Raw genomic sequence first — 24,404 nt, forward strand, 5'->3', positions numbered from 1 at the left:
TTATTCCAATTTATGAAAATTGGTTACGGCTATGCAGACATGCTGCCGCTCCAATTAGAGGAATATTATCCTGCACAACTAGAGTTACTGGAATTTGCCCAGCGTACTGAGACATTATCCCTTTTTCTGTAAACCTTTCAACAAACCTGCTTGAGATCAGCCGTTCAGTCATGCGGGGTAAAATCCCACCGCCAATAAACACGCCACCTAACGCCCCGAAAGTTAACGCAAGATCACCTGCGACACTGCCAATCCAGTCACAAAACTGATTGAGTGTCGCATCACATACTTCACACTCTCCCGCTTTCGCGCTTACCTGTGCAGCATTTAAATCTTCGGCTTGTACACCTTTGACCTGCGCCATTGCTTTGTAAAGCCTCGCAAGCCCTGGGCCAGAAAACACTGTTTCTACTGAAACATGCCCAATGCTTTCTTTTAATACTTGTAATAATTGCCTGTCTAATTCCGTTACTGCTGCCAAGCTAATATGCCCAGCTTCGCAACTCAAGACTGAGCTGCTGTGGATATCGCTAACATGACAAGCTGCACCAAACCCAGTACCAGGTCCCATAACAGCAATGTTTGCACCTTCAGCTGCTTGTCCTGCCTTAATCTGTATATTGTCTTCTTTTTTTAGATAAGGCGCTGCATAAGCAAATGCCGCAAAATCGTTAATCACCGCACATTGCTCAAAACCAAATTGTTTCTGAACATCTTGGGTATTAAAATTCCACCCCAAATTAGTTAAAAATACTTGATGTCCTTTGATAGGTCCTGCAACGGCAAAGCAAGCTCTAGAAGGTTTTGAAATAGTCAGTGAATCGAGGAAAGCTGATAAAGCAGTTTCAAAGGACTGAAACTCTGCACTTGGAAAAGTAAGTTGATGGGCAATTGTAAACTGATTAGAGTCTAAATCGTATCCTGTCACGACGGCAAATCGAGCATTAGTACCACCAATATCGGCAACGATAATCGGCTCGAACGCACGGTCATGACCATTAAAACTATTAAGTGTTGTCTGGCTCATGCTGTTTTTCTCTGTTGTTGCGGTGTTCCAAACACCTATTGGGGCTAGCCCCACTTGTTATCCCAAATCATAATCAGCCGAAACTTTGCACGCTGGCTGAAAAAAGAGCTGCCCTTATTCAGGGCAGCCAAATACGTTTTGACAACAAAATGATAAAACACCGACATTATGACACCGGTGTCAAAGTACATCAATAAAAATTTACACCTTTTATGAAATTGGTTGCAAAAAAAAAATAATCAAAGACAATGTTCAAGACTCAATTAAACTAATTTTGAACATGAAAACAAAAGGTAAAGCAACCTCCTTTGACATTGCACATTTTGCAGGCGTTTCTCAATCAACAGTCTCTAGGGCACTTAGAAATAGCCCGCTTGTAAATGAGGAAACGCGAAAAAAAGTGTGGGAGGTCGCTAAGAAGCTCAATTATAAAGTTGATAAAAATGCCAGTAATTTGCGCACTCAGCAAAGCGCGACCTTGGCTATTTTATTATTTGAAGATCCTACCGGTGACGAATCTCAAATAAATCCTTTCTTTTTAAACATGCTCGGTAGTATCACCAGAGCATGTGCAAAAGAAGGATATGACTTATTGGTTTCTTTCCAATCTATCAGCCAAGATTGGCGTGCTGAATACGAAGACAGTCATCGTGCAGATGGCATCATTTTGCTTGGCTATGGTGATTACATGGATTACCAATCAAGGTTACAAAGCCTGCTATCACAAAATACCAAGTTTGTGTGCTGGGGCGCAAACGTCGAAGGCAGACCCGATTTAACTGTCAGTTGTGACAACTTTGGCGGTGGCCAATTGGCAGCTCAACACTTTATCGAAAAAGGAAGAAAAAACTGCGTTTTTATTGGAGACGCCTCGGAACACAGCCCTGAATTTTTAACCCGATTTAAAGGTTTTCAAGAGACTTTAGAACGCCATGGTATTTCATGCGGTGAGAGACACATTGCGAATGCTATATCGACAGAAGAATCGGGTTATCACGCGACGCATTCACTGTTGGCCAACAATGTAAAATTTGATTCTTTGTTTGCCGCCAGTGATTTAATTGCCATTGGTGCTATCAAAGCATTAAAAGAAGCGGGCTTAAGAATACCAGAAGACGTCAATGTCATTGGCTTTGACAATATTGCTGCATCAAACTATATCACGCCATCTTTAACCACGGTCCAACAAAATACAACACTTGCTGGGCAAATGCTTGTCACTAACCTGCTTTCGTTAATCCGAGGTGAAGATATAACAGACACTTTATTGCCACCCAAATTGATACTTAGGCAGTCAACATCTCAGTAAATTAATTCAACTGAGGTTCGCAAGTCGAAAAAATTTCTTCCCACAATAGTTTATTGGTTTTAACCCAATCCAGTGCTGCTTGTTTAACTGTGCGCCCATGGACATCAACTTGGGCGGACAGAGTTTCAATTTCTTCATTTGTTAAATCAAACCTCTTAACTCCACCAGCTAAGCACGGAAACCGTTCGGCAAAGCGTCGGCTTGAAACCTTTTTCAACCAGCCCGATCTGGGGTTGCCACAATCATATACTAATTCAGAATTAACACCCCAACTGCTATCTTCTTCACACTCTTTAGCGTATTGCGGAAATTCTACAAATTCTCCAGGGTAAACCGCACCAACCCAATTGGGAGTCCAGTTAAATACCAAAATTGCATGTTGCTTCTCTATCGCATATTTAAGCTCTTGCCAAATTTCCTCACCCTCATCAACTTGTTTAACAATAAAATTGAGGTCTAATGCTTTGATCCGTGCCCTGTCTGGCTTTTCCCATGGCCCTGCAACATAAACACCTTTTCCTCTTGAGCCTGCACGTTTGAATAAATCTGCACACGCTCTTAGTGCATGCCAATTTGGTAGCCCAGGGCACATCTCTTTAACATACAAAGGATACCACCAATCTTCTCGCGTCTTGACAGAGTACTCCCCTAAATCAACAATTTTTCCCGAACGATGCAACTGATTAAACTTATCCTCCATAGTGCCTTGCCACACTTCTAATTGCAGATCGGCTCTATTTGTCTTTAATAAAAACCATTGTTCATCTACAGTCACTGTGATCAGTTCTACTTCGTAACCTAGTCGGATAAATATTTGTTCTGCAATATTTGCGAGGATTTTTTGACTCGTCCAATCATTTACGATAATTCGAATAGGTTCCGCCATAGCTTGACTATGAATTAGCAATAAAAAAAACAAAATTTTTTTCATAATCTATATAGTTCCGATAATAGTTGGCGTAGACTTTCACGGATTTAGCTGACTAATGTGTAAATGTAAGCTCTATGGCACTCTCCAGAGGCTGTTTTCACTTCACACTCTTGACGCGTATACTCTTGCCCCTCAAATTCATCAAGCACCGGCCAAAAATCGTTAAGCTTGCTTGATCTGACCAAATAGCCTTCAATCCAATCTCCACCGGCGCTCAATACAATCCCGGGATAACCCATAGCTGCGCCCCAGCCTTGCTCATAAAGTTTACCTTTTACCCAGCCTTTCTGATACGTCGCTTTCAAAGGCTCCAACACGCTTGCATTTTCACGATCTGGCGCTAAAGAGCCATATATAAATAACTTATTGGTACTCTGCTTCACATTCACCTCCACACTACTTCTATCATTAAAATATAGTAATAATTGCAAATTATGGTCCAAAATAAATAGCTATCTAATCGGCAAACTCATGCAAAAGCATCAACATTTGCTAAGCTTTTATTGGGCTCCAAGTTTTGGGCAAAATTCAACTTAAAGTCACTTCCTATGGCTTGATAAGGATCATGTAATAAGTGCAAGTTCATGACTTAACCTTAATGCTCTCACTTTTCATCGCATCAATGACTGGGGCAATTGTATTGAGTGCCATAACAAGGATGAGTCAGACTATTGAGGGTGCGCGATATTGGGCAATTGCACTTGGTATTCTATCTGTTGCTTACCTTTCTCAGTTAACCCTGCAAGAGTTACCCAGAAGTATCATGGTTGTAACCTTTAATACCTGTCTAATTGTCGGGCATGCATTTTGGTTAATTGGGGCTTGGCACTTTGTACATAGTCCACCATCAAAGCAAAAGGTGTTACTTCTGTTCGTCCCCATTTTGGTGGTATCTTTGGTGTTTACGCTCATTATACCGGACCGCTCAATCAGGCTGTTGGTGATTGGAGTTTGGTTGCTTTGCGTTAGAGCAAATTATGCTTGGGTCCTGTGGCAACATGCCAAGCAAGATAAAAACGAATATATCGCTGTAAAAATCACCGTATCTGTTGTGCTTTTAGAGCTGATTTTAAGTTTTCTATATACTCTTTATGGTGCATTCGGTGCATTACCCAGTATCGGAGAGCAGTTTAGTTGGGTTGGCGGTTACACTTGGGTAGTGGCTTTAATTGGAATTGTCGCAGGGATTCCTTTACTCATGTTACTCAGTGCCGGAAGGTTTGTGAGAAAACTCGAATACGCTGCCCATCATGATGAATTAACAGCACTACTCAATCGTCGTGGTCTTACTAAATGCCTTGATAACATCATGCCCCTCTCACAGAGAAAATGTCGCTCCTTAACTGTTATTATGCTAGACATTGATCATTTCAAAAGAATAAATGATACGTTCGGACACCTAACTGGCGACCAAATTCTTGCTCATGTAGGGAGGCAACTGCATGCATCGGTGCGTGCATCAGACCTTGTTACCCGCTGGGGAGGAGAAGAGTTTTGTATCGTTTTGTTCGATACCAATCCTGCCCATGCACTGCAACTGGCCGAAAAAGTAAGGCATGCTTTTACTGACAGCTTAGTGCAAGTCAACAAACAAGTTGGTGAAGTGACCTTGAGTGCAGGCATTGCTAGCACCGAAACTGTTTCAAAAGCAGCCTTCGAAGCGACCCAATTACAAGCGGATAATGCACTCTATCAAGCCAAGCACAATGGCAGAAATCGAAGTGAGCTACACTTAATAGAAGACGTATGATAAGCACAACGGTTATTGCGCTTTTGAATGCGGGTTAAAACTATCCAAACGTTTTAGAAAATAATCCACTTTATCTTCACTCCCATGAGCTTGATATAATTTAACAGCAAGCGCGTAGCAATCTCTAACCTTATTAGTCAACTCTAACTCTGAAAAATGTGCGATTGCCTGCTCAATTGCTATTTGTGCCTGTGCATGCTTATCACGCACTTTCCACAGAGCATTGTTATATACAACAAATGATAATATTTCTATATTTTCAAGCTCACCACGCGCTTTCAGGTTATTCAGCAAGCGCAAATCTCTGTCCATTTCTTCCCACAGTACTATACTGTCGCTTGAGTACATTACACCTAACCAGCGATAGTAAATGCTGCGTTCATTATCATCTTTATATGCCTCGCTTAGCGCCAAAGCAGAGGCTGATGCCTCTTTAAAGTGACCTTTTGCATGTGCCAGCTTTGCTTCTAACGCTCTTATGGGGAGTTCTAATTCAGCACCTTCATATTTATGCAGTGCTTGAGCCTCAGCAATGAGCTTTAAAGCAGGTTCAAATCGACTTTGATTTATATAAATCGTTGCCTTCTTGAGTTGCAAAACCCCCATCAACTTTAAATCATTCCGTAAGTGAGCATATTTAAGGCCCGTGTTATAATTACTTAAAGCAAGATCAAGCTTTTCCTCTTGCCTTTTCCTATCTCCTCGCGCCATCCAAGTATTTGCCAAATCTAAATATTTTGTCACGCGATATTGCTTTTCAGGGGCGCTTGAGCAGCTTATATTTATCAACACAAACACTATTACCAATACCAAACCTCTAATCATGCATCTCTATCCCTGTGGTTTGCGGTTGTTTTTCAATACCATCTTTCAAAATGGGGTGATTATTAAGCGCTTGTAAGGTTTTATCCATTTTATCTAATACTTGCTGCATGCTATGTATTGCAATGGCAAATTGCTCTCGTTCGCTGTGCACTTCTTTAAGCATGGTTTGCATCACTGTGAGGCTTTCATTAAGGTTATTCAGTACAATCGGCAATTGACCTTCTGTGATATCACCGACAATCTGAGCTGGATATGCATAGTTACTTAAAGTAGTGCCAGCTTGTCCCATTAGGCGCTCGGTCGTTAACAGTGTGGTATTAATTTGGGCTAATACTTTTGGCATTTGTTCAAGTACCTGCTGACTTTGAGCCAACGTCCGCTCGGCATCTGGCAGTAAATCACTGCTTCTGACCTCCTCACTCACCACCATCAAATTATCGCTAATCTTAGCCACACGATCTAAGACTCTAAATATCGCTCCAGCCTCAGGGTTGTCTTCTTTTTGAAAATTCTGTAAAAGTTGATTAATACTGGCGAGTATGCTCTCAATATCATCGCCTTTTTGAGCAATAGCCCCCTGCTCCACATAACTTTTACCTAGCTCACTGTTAATATGTGGAATAAAACTATTTGGTGCCAATTGCACATAGCTATCAACATGTTTTTTATTAGGTAAAATCAGCTCAAAGGTCGTTACATCATCAAAAATTGGATGCTGCTCGCCGGCTAATACCGCATACTCGACAACCTTGCTTTGGTATTCCTGAAATATCCATAAATCAACCTCTATCAAATTGGTGTCGTGATTCAACCTAAATCCATCTATTCGCCCTACTTTTAACCCTTTGAAGTAAATAGCTGGCAGCGCACTCAACCCACTCGCGTCTTGAAGCACAGTTTTATAATACGTTTTATCTGCAAAGGTATGATTGTTTACCAGGATCATTGAGGTCAGTGTCAACAACATCAAAATACCCGCAATGCCAAAAACCAGTACGATATTATTTGTCTTATTTACACTGTGTTGCATGCTCTAACACTCCGACAAACAGAACAGTTCGTTAAGCTCTAACTGCTCATCCGCCAAATTACTGATCACCTCTTTTCGATTTGAACATAAAACTAATGTTGTACCTTGATCTTTAAGTTTCAGTAAAAGTTTCAACACATAATGGCTCCATTGCTCATCAATTTCCGTCATGGGTGCATCCCATATCACTGCTCTAGGCTTCAACAACAGTGCGCGGGCAAGACCCGCCAAAGATGCCTGACCAGATGAAAGCATCTCGGTCCGCTGTGGCAAATATTGCCTCAAAGCAAACTCCTCTGCTAGGGCATTTATACGGTTGTATTTCTCCTTTTTATCTAACTCTTTGCAGTGGCGATTTAATGGCAGCAAAAAGTTCTCTTCTAGGGTTAAATTTGAAATAAGCCCTGATAATTGAAATACCACGCCTAAGTCTTTTCGAAAGTCAGCATATTTTTGCGCATTCATTTGATGCACATTGCAGCCATCAATCAGTACTTCCCCTCCATCAGGTCTGATGATGTCACTGGCAATGCTAAAAAATAAGGTCTTCCCACAACCTGAGCGTCCAGACACAACTAAACACTCACCACTGTTTACATGGGCGTTTATATCACTAAATATGACCCTGCTTTTCACACTGTGGGAGATATTTTTAAACTCAATCTGCATCACTATCGGCCTGTAATTATCACGTAGAGCAAAGTCAGTGAAACATGAATTAAGCAAATTGAAATAAGCCCTCTGCCAACCGCCTTTATGTTTCGTTGCGGCACTTCAGTGATAGCACGGTTCACTGTTAACCCGTGATAACTGGCTATTAAGCTAATGAACAGACCTGATAATGCGACTTTCAAGAGCATGATAACTATATCAAACCAATGTAATTCACTAACTAGTTTCGCGAAAAATGTACTTACGGGGATTGATTGAAATGCGTTACTGACTAAATAACCGCCAAAAATACCACACGCTACAAAGTAGCTCATGAGCAGGATCAGGGATATAACCATGCCCAGTACACGAGGCGCTACAAGATAAGAAATAGGCGAGACGCCCATCGCCACTAATGCATCAATTTCTTTGCTGACAACCATATTGCCAAGCTCGGTAGTGATTGCGGTCCCTGAACGAGCTAATACGATAAAACACACTATAAATGGTCCCAAGTCGCGCACTATGGTAGAAATCAAGATATCGTAAATCCAATTGCCTTGGCCTATCGCGGCTAACAGCGGATATCCTTGTACAATAATCAGCGCCCCAATCAACATGGCTATTAATACCACTAACCCGAGAGCTTCTACTCCCGTAAAGCGAACCTGTCTAACAAGCACATCAACACTTATAGATCGATTACGATGAAAGAAGATAAAATCTGAGATAACGTAGGCAGAAAAAGGCAAAAATCCATATGCAATCATAACTGTACCTCGCTATCAAAGTTCAGTAGATCAGGCATCAATGGTCGTCTTTGTATGGGCTCATAAATTAAGATTAGCAGAACAACTTAGTTAGTGGCCGTGATTTCAATAATTTTCTTTTTAGGGAAACAACTGTTAAAGGGAAGGTTTTCAGTTCGCGCTTATTGATAATTTATCCATTGCCCGCATAGTAATAATAGTGAATTAACGACTTTTCCAAATATGATAAAATGGTGATATGTGAATTATCTAGCCCACTTATTTCTCGCGCAAAATAATGCAGAATCTTATCATGGTAACTTGCTTGGTGACTTCCAAAAAGGTTTAGACACAGAAAACCTATCTCTAAAAACAAAAAGAGCGCTAGCCAATCATATATTGGTAGACAAATTCACTGACTCTCACCCACAAGTTAAGCAATCGAAAGCATTATTTACAGCCAAACGTAGGCGCTTTTCAGGTATTGCAATTGATGTTTTGTACGACCATTTATTGATTAAACATTGGGGTCAGTTTAGCGATTGTCATTTTGAAGAGTTCAAAAATAATAGTTATCTGCTTCTTAGTCAAAAGCTGCCCATCATGCACCCGCCTATGCAAAAGGTCATAAAAAATGTCATTACGCACGATTGGTTTACCCAGTACAGCTCATTTACTGGTACTGCTCAAGCGCTTGATAATATTGCAAACAGGATACGGTTTAAAAATGGATTTCATGGCATAGGCATCGAGATTTCTGACCACTTTGAACTACTTGAGCAGTCTTTTTTAATTTTTTTTCCTGAGCTTATTGAGCATATCCATTACCACGGTCCTGAAAAGCAATATGGCTCAAATAATTAACACTCGCTTTGCTGTTTACAACTTCTGCATTGTTTGAAATTATGGTTTTAAACTCACCAACATTGAAAACAATAATAATGAATTTAAACCAAGTGACTCTACCCGTTACCGACATGCCAAAAGCAGTAAGCTTTTATCAACTGCTAGGCTTCACATTAATTGTAGATACACCACATTACGCTAGATTTGAGTGTCCAAAAGGCACAAGCTCTTTTTCGCTCTCTCTTGAAGATGAAAAGTTTAACAACGGCGCTGTGATATATTTTGAACACCCTGAATTAGAGCTGTGGGTAGCGGAGCTTGTAGATAAAGGCGTTGAGTTTAAACAACTACCTACAATGGAGAAGTACCTTTGGAAAGAAGCCATATTGTTAGACCCGTCTAACAATAAAATTAAGCTCTATTGGGCTGGAGAAAACCGTTTAAATCCACCTTGGCGTGTTACCTAATTACCCTTAAGATTTGTTATATCCGGGGATTTTATCTATTTCTATCTCATCTATTTGCTCTGGTTTCAAATATTGCCTAGCATACTCTAAGTACACACCAGAGCTGACAAATACATCAAATAAGTCAGGGTCAATATGGTCTCCCAATTTCATTTTCCCCATAATAAACAAGCACTCGCTCAATGGCTTTGCATCTTTGTAGGGCCTATCTGCCGCAGTTAATGCCTCAAAAATATCAGCAATAGCCATGATCCGTGCAGGGACCGACATCTGATCTCTGGTAAGACCTTTTGGGTAACCTGTGCCATCCATTTTTTCATGGTGGCCACCAGCAAACTCAGGCACGCGTTTTAAATGTTTTGGAAAAGGTAATGCTTCGAGCATCTCAAGCGTAATATCCATATGCTTATTAATAACAACTCGTTCTTCAGCTGTTAAGGTGCCTCTGGGTATACTCAAGTTATACACTTCTTCTTTTGATAGAAGGGACTGCTCAAAGCCAGCAATTGAAACCTGATAGCTATCTGCCAAGTTTTGTACTCGTTGCTGATCGGCTTCTTTCATAAATTCACCGCCAATGTTTGCTCGAGATAAAAACTCACTCTCATCATCTAACGCTTGCAACGCACGTTGTAATTCTTCTTTCAAGCTATTTGCTTTTTGTTGCTGATCAAGCATCTCCGCTTTAATGATTTGCTTTGTGTAATCAAGTTCCAAATCCCGTTTAGCTATTTCAATTTTTGCGATTACCAATTCGATACGATCATACACTGAGTGCAATTTAGTGGCTTTATCCATGACGTATTCTGGAATAGCAATTTTCCCGCAGTCATGGAGCCACCCTGCGAGTGATAATTCATGCCTATCTGCTGCGGTCATTTTAAATTCAGCCATTGGCCCTGATTGCGCATCATGCACCGCATCTGCAATCATCATGGTTAACTCGGGTACTCGTCGACAATGACCTCCTGTGTAAGGTGATTTTTCATCTATCGCTTTTGCTATTAAACGTGTAAATGCCTGAAAGAGTGTTTCCATATCATCAATTAATTGCCTGTTAGTCAAAGCAACGGCCGCTAATGAACTCATGGAACAGATCAATTCAACTAAATCTGAAGAAAACCTAACCACTTTATCTTTACTGCGAGGGTTTATCAGTTGCAATACGCCATTTAAATCACGCTCATGATTCGCCATGGGAACCGTCAATACAGACTGGGTGTGATAGCCTGTTTTTTTATCCATCGCTCTGGCTGCAGATAAATCATAATCTGTACAGTCATAAACATCGTCAATGCGGATAACATCTTTTTTAGCTGCAGCAAGTGCCACCAATGCGCTTTCATTTGGGGAGCCATTTTCTAAATATATTGGAATCGCGGGAAATGGTATCTCTTTACCAGATGTCCCTCCCATATGTAAGCCAAGCGGCTCATTAATCAGCGTGGCAAATTTAAGTTGTGCATCTTCTGAGACAGAGTAAATTGTTCCACCCTCTGCATTACTCAGTGCGATTGCAGACTCCAAAATATGCTCTAATAACCTGTCGGTATCATGCTCTGACGACAACTCAATCGCTAATTTAAGCAGATGCTTTAATGCAACCTGACTCTCTATGATGTCTTCTTCAGCTACTGTGCTACGAATTGACAGATCCATGGCCCTATACACCCATACTATTTTGACTTGTGCGTATAACTTCCATCCCAGTTTTCACTCGGTGGATTTGACTGCATCTCACGCACTCTCTCACAAAGAAGCTGATAAATCTTTCTTTGCGGTTGTAACTCTATTAGTTTAGTAAAAGCTGACAAAGCTTCCTGCCAAGATTGCGATAAATACAACTGCCAAGCTTCTTCATGCTGTTTTAATTCATCAAACTGTGCCTGAGTCACCGCATTTTTTAACGCGATTGGCTCAAAAATGGTTACTGCAAGGCTTTTCCCTTTTACTTTTACTTTATCTATCGGTCTAAAAATAATATTTGGGCACTGCTCATAGGTCATTTCACTCACAAGCACACCTACCCCGTAAAACTTGGTTAATCCTTCAAGACGAGAACCCAAATTAACGGCGTCACCAAGCACAGTATAAGCTCGTCGGTACTCAGAGCCCATGTCGCCTACATTCATATCACCAGTATTTAATCCAATACCGATCGCAAAAGGCGGGAAATCTTGCTCGATCATTTGTGCTTGCAAATCCTCTACCTGCTGCTGCATTTGCATGGCGCATTTAACAGCGAGTTCAGGGTGCTGTTCAACCAGCAATGGTGCATTCCAAAATGCCATTACCATGTCCCCGACGTATTTGTCTATCGTGCCTTGATATTCAAATATGATCTTAGTTATTGGGGAAAAATACTGATTCAGATAAGCTTTTAGCCTTCCCGCGTCCAGTGACTCGGAAATACTGGTAAATTCACGTATGTCTGCGAACAAGACCGTCATTTCACGCTTTTCGCCTTCCATAGAGGCTTGATCTGGTTGCTCAAGCATGGAAGCGATATGTGCAGGTGGAACATATTGATCAAATATCGACTTTATCTGTACACGCTCTTTATGTTCTTTCACAAAGCCAAGGCTACCTAGTACGGTAGTTTGCGAAATAATCAGGCCAAGCGTTGCAACTTGGGGGAAGTCTAATCGCCAAACAACCCAAGCATAAAAACTAAAGAAGATAAAACAGCAGGTGATAACTCCTGCAAATAATGTCATGCCAAGTACGCCTAGCAACGGTAACACAATCGAGGTGACTAAACCTAAACTGATCAGTAATACAACTACAGCACCATCTATCCAATCAGGCCTTGAAGGCAGCAGCTCAGGAAAAACTAATCCTTCTAATACGTTTGCATGTACTTCAACACCCGGATATTGAACGCCCACTGGTGTGGTACGAAGATCCGCATGACCAACGGCTGATGTACCCACAAATACGATGGCTTGGTCAAATAGCGTTTTATCTACCTCACCATTAATTACATCAATAGCTGAAACATAAGGAAAGCTGAACGCAGGTCCTCGAAAAGGAATAGCTACACGGCCATAGTCATCAGTTGGGATTAACGTTGTGCCTAACTTTATCCCTTGCACACTGTGCCCTTCACCAAATGGTTTAGCAACAATCTCGACAGTATCTGCCAAGGTATACAACCTTGCTGCTTCTAAAGCCAATGCTGGGTAAGCGTTTTCGTTGTGTTTAATCATCAACATAGAATAACGTACAAAACCGTCACCATCAGGCGCACTATTTATGAACCCTGTTCCTGGGCTATTTTGCTGCAACACTTTTACATTCGCCACATGTCCAGCAAAATCAGGGATTGGAAGGTTTATGGGGGTTATTTCACTGGCGAAAATGGGAGCAGGTAGCTTCCCTACTAAAATATCTTGTTGATGTTCAAACAACATTCCCAAAACGGTATCTGTGGCATCGAGTGTTTTTGAAAAAGCGATGTCTGCGTCAATTTCAGGCGCAATTGACCGTAATTTACTGGTAGTATCTTGATCTAACTCGCTTAAGTGATTGGCAACTTGATTCGCTGGGTTAAGCTCTGGCTCGGAAAACAGAACATCATATGCAACAACAGATACGCCTGCAGCAACAAGTTGGTCTTGTAGCTTTGCCATTACGTGACGACTCCAAGGGAAACGACCAATCTCAATCAAGCTTTGCTCGTCGATGTCAACGATCACGATAGGTAAAAATGACCTTTGCTGCCAAGAAAGGGTTTCTTTTAGGCGCACATCATATGCCAGTCCTTCAAAGCGCTTTAAAACTTGTCCATAAGGCGCTGCGGGAGACAAAGCAAGTAGATGAAGTAATATAAATAAAAACGTAATAATAAAACCAGCAGCCCATTGAAGTCTATATAGCTTAAAATGCTTAGCTAGCTTCATTAAATTATCAGCCCCTCATGGGCGATAATGGTTTTAAAATCGTAGCCCTGCTTGCCAATGTCTTGTGCTATTTGGTCCAGGTCATCATCTGTTCTTGCAGGGTCATGACTAATAAGAACTAAGTTTTTAACCTTGCCTTGTACCGCTAAATCTAAAGCATCTTTAATCTGCGAATGCCCCCATCCCATCTTTAAAGGGTAATCACTAGGAATAAACTGCCCATCATGAATCAAATAGTCAACGCCATCGACGAATTCAACCCACTTGTCAAAACTCGTCACCGGATCATTTGGAGGATACAGCTCGTTATCAATTGCATAAACTATTTTTAGCCCATCAACCGTTAAGCGATATGCACTACCGCCACCAGGGTGATTCATCGCCATACGCTCAATATTAATATCATGATAGTGCCAAGTATCATTTTGCTGCTGAACAACTTTCACCGTTGACGGCAAATCATCATATTGTACAGGGAAATAGCTGCCATCCATTTGTCGCAAAATCGCATCAGGCGCCTGAGTATCAGTTACACCAGGAATGATTGTGATGTTTTTATTTGGCATATACGCAGGCACAAAAAACGGAAAGCCTTGGATATGATCCCAATGGTTATGGCTAAGAAGAATATAAATATCCCGCTTATCTTTCATTAACTCGTCACCAAGGAGTCTTATACCGGTTCCAGAGTCTAAGACAATGTGTGTATTGCTTTGACTTTGCAGTGATACACACACCGTATTGCCACCATATTTGACTGTATTTGGTCCCGGTGTGGGGATAGAGCCCCGCACACCGTAGAATTTTAACTGCATCCTATATCAACCTCGCTAGTCAGCTATTTCAATGATACCCGCTTGCAACACAATGACCTTAGGCTCATCCTGTTGTAAAACAAGTACAAAACTATCTCCATTATTCAAACTAATAGCAGAGGAAAGCTGCCCTGTCATGGACACCGAGAAATTTTGATAACCAACAGAGTTAAACGTGGTATCGAAAGTACCTGCATCATCAGCTAATTTAACCCGAGCAATGTAAATACCTTGACCACTTGACTCTTGTAAGAATAACATCAACTCGCCTGTACTTTGGACCCAGCCTTGCTTAACCACAACTGCGGTTGTGCCTAACTGGTCAAACATCAATGCACCGCCCGTACCAAATGTGCTGTCAATTGAGCCGTCGCTATTGACTCTCATCACAAAGTTCTTACTTCCACCGGTACCGAAGATCACAAACCGCCCTTCAGAATCAACTAAAGATCCAGTAAGTGAAATCGACTCTCCTGAAGATAAGCCGATATCTAATTCCGCTACGCCGTTAGTGCCAAAAGTTGTATCTAATGCTCCAGTAACAGTCGCTTTGGCAAGAATAATTCGTGGTTCAGGGAATACTTGCTCATCAGTACCTATCCCAACAAGAAATGTCGAGACTGGATGAACAAAATCAATACTCCTTGCAGAAGTATTACAAGCAGGTTCTCCTGGTACTGGGTACTGAAACGCATTAGACAGTACACCAGAGCTGGTGAAGACAAAGCCATAGCTTTGATTTATACAGCCATCAAATACTTTTGCAAACGCAAGAAATCCGCCTGTCGCAAGCCCATATAGCCGCTTAACTGTAATTGACTCGCCTGAATAAGTGCTCGCGGCAATTTGCACAATCCCCTGATTTAACCCCTCTGCAAATGTCATATCTTGTATCTTGCCATTCGCAAAACTAGCAATATAAGCATCAGTAGTAGAAGTAACTCCTTGGAATGCCATTAATATATTGCCAGAAGTTAACTGAGCGGACGCAGTTGCAACAGCATTGATACCCGTAGAAACCTGCGATATCCCCAGATTACCAAAATCTGAGCTTCCTTTACCCGTAGCATCCAATTTATAGATATATGGCACATCATTATCATGCGATGTTTTGGCATCGCCAGCTAGGAAGAACCTGTCACTTTGCAATGAAGAGGTAAAACCAAACTCAAATCGCTCATCAGCATCCCCAACCGTATTACTAACCTCTCCACCACTACCAAATGCGGAGTTAAGGACACCTGATAAAGTGAATTCACCAAACCAATATGATCTAAAGAAATTGTTTCCGATTAAGTTATATTTATAACCAGGAAGCAACAGCCCTTGTGCAGTGCGGATCATGCCACCAGGCGTTAACCCTAAAGAATTAAACACTGTTGGCCCACCTAAATCTGGCACCCAGCCACTATCTGCGACTCCCTCATGAGACACTCTAAAGATTTGTGCAACGCTGTAAGAACTTGTTGATTGCCCTCTACCAACACCAATGTAATAGTGAGTCTCATCTGCAAACAGACCTTTTCCAGAAGCATGCCAAGCACTTAAATCTAAACCACTAATGTTTGTCGAAGGTAATTCATTAAATTCATAAACTTTAAAACCGTTTGTATCAAAACCGGTATCAAGCGCCCCATTGCTAGCCAAACGCATTACAAAAGTAGATTTAAAAGTCCCGCTTGGTAAATAAGTATCGCCTGTCACCAATAGCTTGTTGTCTGACAATAGGACTACATCATTAACTCTGTCGTCAAACGATGAAGATGTTAAATCAAGCTGCAACATGCCCGAGGCACCAAAGGATGTATCTAAATTCAAACTTGCACTGTCAATACGTGCCATTAGTATATCTTTATTACCTGCTTCAGAAGTTGTTTCACCGTACATCAATATGGTGTTATTAGACTCAGTTGCACCATTGGCAAACTGAGAAGAGTTTGGTGCAATATCTAGAGACCCCGTTACCCCTCCAGTATTATCAATACGACGTATCATAATTGTCGTTTGTGATCCAACGGTCACGTTCGAAACCACAGTGACAACTTGTGAATCATCTACAAATATGGCCACAGGCTCTACACTTGCTCCAGATGTTAATGGCAACTGAGTGTACCCAGAGCCAGCACCATAGCTGGTATCATGATTACCATCCGATGACAATCTGAATAGGAGCAGCTCCTTAGTCGTGCCAAAGTCGGCATAACCCGCAACATAAATCCTATTTTCACTGTCAATAGCCACCGAACTCGCAACAATATTTTGCGGCTGTCCTGCTACTTCAATGCCAAAATAACTCGTAAAGACACCGTTAGTTGCGAATGTTCTATCAAAGTGTCCATCAGCATTTAACTTGCTCACAGCGGCTCGGTGTATGTTTCGACTGATGCTCGCTTCAAATTGACCCACACCACCTACTGTTAGCAATTTGCCATCTGAAAGTAAAATAGTTTGACCATACTCATGATACTCTTTGCTTGCCCTTAAACGAACAACCTGCTCACCATCGGTACCAAATGAAGTAAGCTTATTCGCGACAAAGCTTTGCACCGCCACACTGACATTAATAGTAATTTGCGCACTGGTACATAAAGGAGGGGAAATATCGTCACACACTTCAACGGTTAAGCTATATACCGCCTCACCATTACTCACTATTTGAGTTGCATTGGCAACAGTAACATGTCCATTCGCTGCTACTGAGAATAAACTGACGTTCGTGCCACTCAATGCATAACTAATTCCATCACCATCAGGGTCGACAGCTGCAATTTGAAGCACAAAGTCACCATTTGACACATTTGTGTCTATATTTGCAGAGTTGGGCGAAACCGTAGGTGGGTAATTTCTAGGTAATACTGTAATGGTGACTGTAGCAACATTGGAAGTTTCACCTAAGTTATTCATAACTTGATAAGTAAAGCTATCAGTACCAACAAAGTTATTCACTGGAATGTAACTTATATAGCCTGTAGATGTATCAATAAAAGTGGAACCATGCTCTACAGCATTGATTATTTCAATACTAGATAAATTTAACGTCTGTCCTTTGGCATCATCATTACTCAACACATCAATCATAACGGACGTGTTCTTATCAAGTGACGCTGTATCTGCACTCGCTACTGGCGTAGTATCTGGCTCAACAATATTAATAGAAACAAGTGCGATATTAGAGAGTGCACCATCATCATCTCTTACTCGGTATGAGAAGCTATCCGTGCCAACCGCTGTCCCAGTATGCACATACAAAATCTCTCCGGTAGATTCAACATTAACAGTGCCTTTACTAGGGTTTGCGACTACCTCTACAGTACTACCATCAATCATGCCATCTGCATCCGTGTCATTATCCAGCACAACTACCACAACCGATGCACCAATTTCCACCTGTGCACTGTCTCCATTTGCAACAGGGGCCTGATTTACAGCTTGTACCGTCACAGTAACCGACGCAATATTAGAAACTAGGCCTTCATTGTCTTGAACTCGATATTGGAATGAATCTGTGCCTGAGAACCCTGAACTTGGCGTGTAGACCAAAATGCCGTCGCTTGAATTAAGGCTCACTTGCCCATTTTCTGGGTTTGTCGTGATTTCAATAGAACTAAACACTAACGAGCCATCTGAGTCAGAGTCGTTGGAAAGCACATCAATATCTACAGGTATATCTTGAGAAGTGCTGGCAGTGTCATTTACAGCCATGGGGGCTGTGTTCTCTCCCGTAACAAATATTTGTACCTGCGCCTCGTTAGATTTAGCACCTTCATTATCATCTATTGTATAAACAAAATAATCAGGACCTCGGTAATTGGCATCACTCTGATAAATAAATTGCCCATTGCTTGAATCAAACGAAAGATCTCCGTGCATTGGCTGCATCACAATTTCTAATGTAGATAAAACCAGCTCACCATCTTTATCACTATCATTGCTTGTTACATTTAGTACTGTTGGTTGACCCTGTGCAACTTCGATAGAATCATCCACGGCCATAGGTGGATCATTGACACTGATGACATTAATTAAACCAAAAGCATTTGCGCTCAAGCCTGCTTCATTGGTAATGCTATAAATAAAGAAGTCCTGCCCAGAAAAGTCGGCATTAGGGATATATCTAAACCCGCCTTGTTCGGTCAATTCCAAAGTGCCACTCATTGTGGTTGTCTCAATACCAATCGAAACACTATCCAATGCTTGATCAGTGTCATTCTCTAATACGCCGGGTGAGCTAACCGACAAAATAAAATCTTCGCTGGTCTCAAACATGTCATTCACTGCGACGGGCGCAGTGCTAGTGACGCTATCTTGAACAGAAATAAAGACTTCTGCTAGCTGTACCTCACCATCGTTGCTGCGTACGCGGTAAATAAATGAATCCTCGCCGATGAAGTCACTATTTGGTACATAAATAAAGCTACCATCAGAGTTTAGTGTCAAAGCACCATTTTCTACATCACGTTCTGGCTGGGTGTCAATTTGCAGTGCTTGATCCAATAAATGCACATCATTCACAAGTACGCCGCGCCCAGTAACAGCCAACTCAGTGTTTTTTTCAACTACATAACTATTATTAAGCGTAAGTATTGAAACTCTTACCGCTTCTATTTCCAACGTAACAGTCGCCTGAGCCGTTGCGCCTTGTGAATTTCGAATTTGATAAACAAAGCTGTCATTACCAAAAAAGCTATCACTCGGCGTGTATGTAAAGCTCCCGTTTGCAGAAATATCAACAGTCCCATTTGATGGCACTGTAATAAGCTCATTTAGCACTTCAATAGGGCCAAAGCCTAAATCATCATCATTGCTCAAAACATTGCCAGAAATAGACTCAAACTGAAGCCCAGAGAAACTGTCATCTCTTGCAATTGGTGGCGTATTCTCAGTAGCAGGCAACAGGATTGATTCACTAAAAGCACTTTCACCGCTACCATCTATGCCTGTTACCATGACGTAATAGTGCTTTGTGGGCTCCAAACCAGAAAATGACTGAGTGGTCTGTGTCAAAGCAACAAATCGATTGCTAGCAGGAAGTGAATTGATCGTCGCGCGACTGTTTATAGGTTCTTCTGACAAATAAATGTTGTATCTCAGTGCGCTATCAAGTGGCAACCAATTAACCTCTACGGTACCATCATCTTGCCTTTGTGCAGGCTCAACGACGATACTTTGCGGCTGCCAGTTCACCTGCTTAATCGCCACTACACTGAGATTGCCATTCAGATCTTCTACCCACACTTGGAGATTAACAGTGCCACTTTGCTGGCCAAAGTCAAATGGATTGACTCCGGTTTGAGTAAATTTAAAAGGCGAACCACAATTTGCACTGCACAGCTCAATAGCTTGCTCTGCATTATCAAACCCCAAAAGTACTCGAGCAATGCCATCAGGGTCTTCAATATTATCAACAGCAACTGTAATATTTCCGCGTTCAGTAAACGCACCTTGAGGATGGGTGAGATCACCGGTTCCATTTATCATCAGCTCATCAACTATCTGCGTTGCCCCTAATCGAGCATGTCTGAATTTAGGCTGATAAGAAAAATCCACCACGACAGGCGAACTTGAAAAAGTGAGAGAATTTGAAGGTGTTGGCTCTTCAGCCGCCTCGGTAGCGTTATTATTTTGTTGAAGTGGTTTACTATCATCCCCACCACCACAACCAGCAATAGTCGTCGCAAATATAATCGCAACTAAAACTCGTATCAATGCACTTAGGTTCATCATATTTCTCCTAAGGCTGGCCTAATAGAAAATCACCACGAGCAGTCACACTCGTGTTGTCTATTTCTCTTAAATTGAAGTCACCACTCAACTTCTCAAGCCCATCTATAAATCGACTTCGAATCGTCCCGTTAGCCAAGTTATTTCCATGAGAGGCAAAATTAACACCAAGGTCCATACCTTCAGTAGTTATCAAACCATTAAATGCTGCAAACCACTCACCACCCGAATCCTGAAAGGACAAAGCCCCTTGTTCAACAGTTCCTCGATCAAAATTAACTGTCATTTGCATATTTATCGCACTTACAGCGCCTAAACTTGAGTTGGCATTTATGCTTTCAAGTACCGTATAATCTGTACTTCCAGTTCGCTCGGAAATCAACTCACCAATATCTGCGGTCCCCAAGCTATCTAGCTCTTGTTCATTGATGAACTCATTTTGTGATACATCATTAGCTACTTGAGCAAAGCTCCCCTCCAATATGGGAGTTGGCTGTTCAGCCGGGTCTAATTCAGCACTCGCAACCGTAGTACCTTGTTCTTCAGTGTCATTTGACTGTGCAGATGAACTTACTGAAGAAGACAATGAAGAGAGCTCCGAAGGGGGTTTAAGTAATGATGTAACGGAGCCACTCTCACTCACCTTTGCAAAAGAAAAGTCGCCGCCTTTACCCAGTAATACAGGTCCTTCAGCACCTGTTGCACCACTCATATCTAACTCAATCGTACCGTCCCAAACAGCAAGAAATAACTCATTATTTTTCCATTCGACTTCATAGTGCGTGCCACGAATCCCGATACTGCCGACAGGTGTTTTTAGTTTATAATTATTTTTATCACCTTTGATTTCACCTGTAATCGTTCTAAGTCCGCCAGAGATAAGCTCCATCACTACTGAACCACCTTCAGCGCTACCCTGTGAGTACTCTTCAATCTTCAATTGAGTTTGAGCTTTAAGCGCAATAAGTGCGCCGTCCTGCATTCTGAGCTGAGCCTGGCTTGATTCACCAGTATTTACAACATCGACATTATAAATTGGGCTGCGTCTTTTAAGATCTCGTTGTGACGCATTGCTGCTGTCTGTCGCAACCACATCACCACGAGACATAATGGTTTTCCCTGCTTGTTCAGCATGAGCAAAAAATGGCAATACTACCGCTAGAGCCATGGCACTTGATATTGATGTAAAGTTTACAGTCAACTTAAAGTTAGAATTCATAACGGACTCCTGTGAACCATTCTGTTCTATCGTAGCTATATAAGGTAATTGAGCTATGTTTGTCGTAGTAGGAAGCTGACAAGTCAATACTCAACGCTTGACTCCATCTGTATCGCCAATTCAAATTAAGAATCACTAGCTCTTCATTTCTTGTCGACAAGAAAAGTGGGTGATCTGCACGATGTTCAATATCTCTGTATTGCGCTTTAAAGCTCAATAACCCCTTTTCTCCGGTTTTATGGCTTACCGATCCAGAAATAAAGTTATAATCTCGGCCGTAATGCTCACCCTCTTCATACCTTGCAGGCTGCCAGGTGTATCCAATATCCGTCCTCAACAGCCATGACGCTGATGAATATCCTGCAGATCCTTGAATCGTATAAATACGACTATCAAGATTTCGATCTTGAACATTGTTTTGCGAAAAAATAAAGCCGCTCAAAGCAGCGAAATAATGAGTTGATATGTTGTATTGTGTAGACCCATACAAGCCGATATCTTGTTGATAAGTATTGTCATCTAGTGCCAAAACGCCAAACTGGCCACCTGCGGTGAGCGTTAAGTCATCTTTTTTATGCTCATAGCTAAAGCGAATATTGCCTTGGTATCTATCAAACTGTTCAGCATCCTTGTGACGCTGATCTGAATAATTGACGTCCAGTCGCCAGCCTTGATATTGAGTTTGCTGCCAACTACCTCTAAAACGATACTTGAACCGCATAAAGTTATCTGATGTTTTCAAGCTGCTCTGGCCTAGTGTGAGAGGTAACCCGCCAATAACAATTCTGTCATCCAGCGCCCCGCTATTCACATTAGAATCATGGCCTAGTGCAAGCGAGATTGCGTGATTAAATGACTGCTCCAGTTTTTGCGTATTGCGGTCAATTGCTTCTAATGCTTGACTTACCCTATCACGCATTGTCGGACTTAATTGCGCATTTAACAAATCTGAAAAAACGCTACTAGCCTGAGCATAGTTTTTTTGTTTCGCATAGGTTAAACCTAACAAATAATGGCTAGGAATATGATCTGGCCAGCTAACCAGCACTCGCTCTAATGCAAAAATAGCTTCATCATATTTGGCCTGCTCTAAAGCCGCTTGAGCATACAAAAAGTCAAAATTTGGCTCTCCAGCCCACTCGTCAATTGCAGCTTCCGCTTTTTGATATGCTGATTGATAGTCTTTTTCAACTAAGTTAGCGTTAATATCGCTGAGGATTTGTTTCAATTTCTCATCAGATTGAGATGGATTATCCAGTGCTAGACATATTGAACTACTCAAGCTAGCAAGGGTTATAAAAACGTACTGTGCGCATCGAAGTACTAGTGACATAGCTAATCACCTATCATTGGTTATCGTATGTTCATCACTACCTACTCCAAGCAAGACCTCTTTATCTAACCGTCGACCCGCTAACGACCAGAAAACATAAAACATGCCTAGATAGAGATATGCAAAGTATAATCAAGGACGTTAAAAATTCACTTTAGATTTCGGGTACATTTTCGAGGGAAATAGACAATCACAACTTTTTGCAAAGATTCGTGTAGTGCACAAAATCAAGCACACCATTCAGACTCGCATTAATTTCGAAGAAAAAGATAAAAATGGTCAATAAAGCAATATCGCAATTAAAGTCCGATACTAGGTATTCATATCTTATAGCAACCTATAATTTTGTGAATTTAAATGGGGTGAAATTGATGGGCAAAACAAGCTATAACGATGTTTGTTCAGGCTACCCTTGCGAATAGCCTAACTTAAGTGTTTACTCTCTTTGAAAATCATATACAGACCCAAGTTCTAGGATCTGGGTCAACTCATCTAAAGCCGCATAATTTTCTTTCAATAACTGCGGATCGGCCAAATCATATTCACTTAACTGGTCACGATAATGTTTATTTATCCAAATTGATAATGTGCTATAAAGCTGTTCATCCAACAAACAAGCTTGATTTGTGGCTTTAAGTTCAAGCTCAGATAAAACTACACGCAAACGCAAACAAGCTGGTCCGCCCCCATTTTGCATACTTTGCTTCACATCCATATAGATAACATCGTTAACTGGATTACTTGCCTGCTTAAGTGCGCTTAAATAGGTTTCAACTTCATTAATTTTTTGACATTCACTCGGCGCTATCAATGCCATTCCACCATTAGGCAGACTAACCAGTTGACTGTTAAAAATGTAACTCTGTACTGCTTGTTCAACACTCACATCTGTATTTGAGACCTCAATTAAGTGCAAAGGTCGGCTACCTTTATAGGCCTCACGGATTTTCTTGACTGACGTTTGCTGATCATAAAATGCCTGTTCGTGGAATAAAAATACATTCTCATTACCAATCGCTATCACATCATTATGAAATACGCCGGCGTCTATCACATCCGGGTTTTGCTGTATAAAAAGACAGTTTTCAGTTTTAAGCATATGGCTACGTGCGACTGCTTCACTTGCTTGACGAGTCTGTCTAGCAGGAAATTTAGACGGCCTGATATCACTTTGATTGTCCTGTCCGTAGACAAACAAAGCTAAACCTGAGTGATTATACGAGTCAGCCAAACGAGTATGATTTGCAGCTCCTTCATCACCAAAAAGGGGATGCTGAGGTAACGGTTCATGATGCGCAAAATAATCATTATCGCTAAAGACTTGCTTTAAAATACGCGACGTTGTTTCAACTTCTATTGCGCGATGTAATTTGTTGTTTAAATTAGCAGGCGTGAAATGCACCTTCCTGTCTTGCGTATCGCAACTTGGAGACACCGTAGCCGCATTTGCTGTCCACATTGACGACGCCGAATAACATGCTTTGAGTAATTGAGGTTCAAGTTTTGCTGCTTTAGTAATAACATCGCCATCGCTGCCACTAAAGCCCAGTGCTCGCAGTGTTTTTAAATCTGGACGCGCATTAGGTGCTAATACGCCTTGATGCAAGCCCAGTTGCGCCAAAGCGTACATCTTATCTAATCCTTGTAGCGCTGCCTGTTTAGGATTAGAGAATTTTTTCGCATTTGCTTTTGAAGCGACATTTCCATATGACAGGCCTGCGTAATTATGTGATGGCCCGACAAGTCCATCGAAATTAACTTCATAGAAGTTCATTATTGCCCCCTATTGGTGCATTTTGCACAATTTTAGTTAGATACATCTTGTTGAT

Annotated in this window: 18 protein-coding genes; 4 read left to right on the forward strand and 14 right to left on the reverse strand. The window is 41.5% G+C overall.

Going from position 1 to position 24,404, the window contains the following annotated elements:
• Positions 1-10: 10 nt before the first annotated feature.
• The gene (gene glk, locus QNM16_RS05770) at positions 11-1,027 is read right to left on the reverse strand and encodes a glucokinase (protein WP_284019894.1); all 1,017 of its coding nucleotides are present in this window, start codon (positions 1,025-1,027) and stop codon (positions 11-13) included.
• Positions 1,028-1,307: 280 nt separating this feature from the next.
• On the opposite strand from glk, the gene QNM16_RS05775 reads away from it, so the two are divergent.
• A complete protein-coding gene (locus QNM16_RS05775) occupies positions 1,308-2,336 on the forward strand; it encodes a LacI family DNA-binding transcriptional regulator (RefSeq protein ID WP_284019600.1) in 1,029 nt (342 codons plus the stop codon).
• Between the two features lies 1 nt (position 2,337).
• Here QNM16_RS05775 and QNM16_RS05780 read toward each other — a convergent pair whose 3' ends face one another.
• Positions 2,338-3,222 carry an ABC transporter substrate-binding protein gene (locus QNM16_RS05780; protein ID WP_284019601.1) on the reverse strand — a complete coding sequence of 295 codons (885 nt, stop codon included), beginning with the start codon at positions 3,220-3,222 and terminating at the stop codon, positions 2,338-2,340.
• Positions 3,223-3,311: 89 nt separating this feature from the next.
• A complete protein-coding gene (locus QNM16_RS05785; protein WP_284019602.1) occupies positions 3,312-3,650 on the reverse strand; it encodes a gamma-glutamylcyclotransferase family protein in 339 nt (112 codons plus the stop codon).
• A 191-nt stretch (positions 3,651-3,841) separates the two neighbouring features.
• Here QNM16_RS05785 and QNM16_RS05790 point away from each other — a divergent pair, with 191 nt between their 5' ends.
• Entirely contained in the window at positions 3,842-5,017 is a 1,176-nt protein-coding gene (locus tag QNM16_RS05790) for a GGDEF domain-containing protein (RefSeq protein WP_284019603.1), read from the forward strand.
• A gap of 12 nt (positions 5,018-5,029) precedes the next feature.
• On the opposite strand, the gene QNM16_RS05795 is transcribed toward QNM16_RS05790, so the two are convergent.
• The 4 genes from QNM16_RS05795 to QNM16_RS05810 are packed head-to-tail and all read right to left on the reverse strand — an operon-like array spanning position 5,030 to position 8,293.
• On the reverse strand, positions 5,030-5,842 hold the full coding sequence (locus QNM16_RS05795; protein WP_284019604.1) for a hypothetical protein: 813 nt from the start codon (positions 5,840-5,842) through the stop codon (positions 5,030-5,032).
• A complete protein-coding gene (locus QNM16_RS05800; RefSeq protein ID WP_284019605.1) occupies positions 5,835-6,872 on the reverse strand; it encodes an MlaD family protein in 1,038 nt (345 codons plus the stop codon). The genes QNM16_RS05795 and QNM16_RS05800 overlap by 8 nt, the downstream gene beginning before the upstream one ends.
• Before the next feature lie 3 nt (positions 6,873-6,875).
• The gene (locus QNM16_RS05805) at positions 6,876-7,541 is read right to left on the reverse strand and encodes an ATP-binding cassette domain-containing protein (RefSeq protein ID WP_284019606.1); all 666 of its coding nucleotides are present in this window, start codon (positions 7,539-7,541) and stop codon (positions 6,876-6,878) included.
• Positions 7,542-7,543: 2 nt separating this feature from the next.
• A complete protein-coding gene (locus QNM16_RS05810; RefSeq protein WP_284019607.1) occupies positions 7,544-8,293 on the reverse strand; it encodes an ABC transporter permease in 750 nt (249 codons plus the stop codon).
• Positions 8,294-8,533: 240 nt separating this feature from the next.
• Between QNM16_RS05810 and QNM16_RS05815 the strand changes: the two genes are divergently transcribed.
• Together QNM16_RS05815 and QNM16_RS05820 are read left to right on the forward strand one after the other, a co-directional pair.
• Positions 8,534-9,136, forward strand: a complete 603-nt coding sequence (locus QNM16_RS05815) for an acyl carrier protein phosphodiesterase (protein ID WP_284019608.1) — start codon at positions 8,534-8,536, stop codon at positions 9,134-9,136.
• Positions 9,137-9,213: 77 nt separating this feature from the next.
• The gene (locus QNM16_RS05820; protein ID WP_284019609.1) at positions 9,214-9,585 is read left to right on the forward strand and encodes a VOC family protein; all 372 of its coding nucleotides are present in this window, start codon (positions 9,214-9,216) and stop codon (positions 9,583-9,585) included.
• Between the two features lie 6 nt (positions 9,586-9,591).
• Here QNM16_RS05820 and QNM16_RS05825 read toward each other — a convergent pair whose 3' ends face one another.
• The 7 genes from QNM16_RS05825 to astB form a co-directional block, all read right to left on the reverse strand.
• On the reverse strand, positions 9,592-11,244 hold the full coding sequence (locus QNM16_RS05825) for an HD domain-containing phosphohydrolase (protein ID WP_284019610.1): 1,653 nt from the start codon (positions 11,242-11,244) through the stop codon (positions 9,592-9,594).
• 17 nt (positions 11,245-11,261) lie between these two features.
• Complete coding sequence (locus QNM16_RS05830; protein ID WP_284019611.1) at positions 11,262-13,487, reverse strand: CHASE2 domain-containing protein; 2,226 nt, start codon at positions 13,485-13,487, stop codon at positions 11,262-11,264.
• Positions 13,487-14,302 (reverse strand): MBL fold metallo-hydrolase, encoded by an 816-nt coding sequence (locus QNM16_RS05835; protein WP_284019612.1) that lies wholly within the window; start codon positions 14,300-14,302, stop codon positions 13,487-13,489. Before QNM16_RS05835 ends, QNM16_RS05830 begins: the two co-directional genes overlap by 1 nt.
• A 15-nt stretch (positions 14,303-14,317) precedes the next feature.
• Complete coding sequence (locus QNM16_RS05840; protein WP_284019613.1) at positions 14,318-20,026, reverse strand: Ig-like domain-containing protein; 5,709 nt, start codon at positions 20,024-20,026, stop codon at positions 14,318-14,320.
• A 7-nt stretch (positions 20,027-20,033) separates the two neighbouring features.
• On the reverse strand, positions 20,034-21,242 hold the full coding sequence (locus QNM16_RS05845; RefSeq protein WP_284019614.1) for a FecR family protein: 1,209 nt from the start codon (positions 21,240-21,242) through the stop codon (positions 20,034-20,036).
• Positions 21,232-22,575 carry a tetratricopeptide repeat protein gene (locus tag QNM16_RS05850; RefSeq protein WP_284019615.1) on the reverse strand — a complete coding sequence of 448 codons (1,344 nt, stop codon included), beginning with the start codon at positions 22,573-22,575 and terminating at the stop codon, positions 21,232-21,234. Before QNM16_RS05850 ends, QNM16_RS05845 begins: the two co-directional genes overlap by 11 nt.
• Positions 22,576-23,011: 436 nt before the next feature.
• Positions 23,012-24,349, reverse strand: a complete 1,338-nt coding sequence (gene astB / locus QNM16_RS05855) for an N-succinylarginine dihydrolase (protein ID WP_284019616.1) — start codon at positions 24,347-24,349, stop codon at positions 23,012-23,014.
• Positions 24,350-24,404: the final 55 nt, after the last annotated feature.

It is taken from the genome of Pseudoalteromonas umbrosa (assembly GCF_030125375.1).
Classification (GTDB): Bacteria; Pseudomonadota; Gammaproteobacteria; order Enterobacterales; family Alteromonadaceae; genus Pseudoalteromonas; species Pseudoalteromonas umbrosa.

What these genes read in the sequence shown, in the direction of transcription:
- QNM16_RS05835 (WP_284019612.1), bottom strand. Translation starts at nt 14,302, where the DNA reads ATGCAGTTAAAATTCTACGGTGTGCGGGGCTCTATCCCCACACCGGGA.
- QNM16_RS05775 (WP_284019600.1), top strand. Translation starts at nt 1,308, where the DNA reads ATGAAAACAAAAGGTAAAGCAACCTCCTTTGACATTGCACATTTTGCA.
- QNM16_RS05810 (WP_284019607.1), bottom strand. Translation starts at nt 8,293, where the DNA reads ATGATTGCATATGGATTTTTGCCTTTTTCTGCCTACGTTATCTCAGAT.
- QNM16_RS05780 (WP_284019601.1), bottom strand. Translation starts at nt 3,222, where the DNA reads ATGGCGGAACCTATTCGAATTATCGTAAATGATTGGACGAGTCAAAAA.
- astB (WP_284019616.1), bottom strand. Translation starts at nt 24,349, where the DNA reads ATGAACTTCTATGAAGTTAATTTCGATGGACTTGTCGGGCCATCACAT.
- QNM16_RS05800 (WP_284019605.1), bottom strand. Translation starts at nt 6,872, where the DNA reads ATGCAACACAGTGTAAATAAGACAAATAATATCGTACTGGTTTTTGGC.
- QNM16_RS05825 (WP_284019610.1), bottom strand. Translation starts at nt 11,244, where the DNA reads ATGGATCTGTCAATTCGTAGCACAGTAGCTGAAGAAGACATCATAGAG.
- QNM16_RS05850 (WP_284019615.1), bottom strand. Translation starts at nt 22,575, where the DNA reads ATGTCACTAGTACTTCGATGCGCACAGTACGTTTTTATAACCCTTGCT.
- QNM16_RS05820 (WP_284019609.1), top strand. Translation starts at nt 9,214, where the DNA reads ATGAATTTAAACCAAGTGACTCTACCCGTTACCGACATGCCAAAAGCA.
- QNM16_RS05845 (WP_284019614.1), bottom strand. Translation starts at nt 21,242, where the DNA reads ATGAATTCTAACTTTAAGTTGACTGTAAACTTTACATCAATATCAAGT.
- glk (WP_284019894.1), bottom strand. Translation starts at nt 1,027, where the DNA reads ATGAGCCAGACAACACTTAATAGTTTTAATGGTCATGACCGTGCGTTC.
- QNM16_RS05830 (WP_284019611.1), bottom strand. Translation starts at nt 13,487, where the DNA reads ATGAAGCTAGCTAAGCATTTTAAGCTATATAGACTTCAATGGGCTGCT.
- QNM16_RS05795 (WP_284019604.1), bottom strand. Translation starts at nt 5,842, where the DNA reads ATGATTAGAGGTTTGGTATTGGTAATAGTGTTTGTGTTGATAAATATA.
- QNM16_RS05840 (WP_284019613.1), bottom strand. Translation starts at nt 20,026, where the DNA reads ATGATGAACCTAAGTGCATTGATACGAGTTTTAGTTGCGATTATATTT.
- QNM16_RS05805 (WP_284019606.1), bottom strand. Translation starts at nt 7,541, where the DNA reads ATGCAGATTGAGTTTAAAAATATCTCCCACAGTGTGAAAAGCAGGGTC.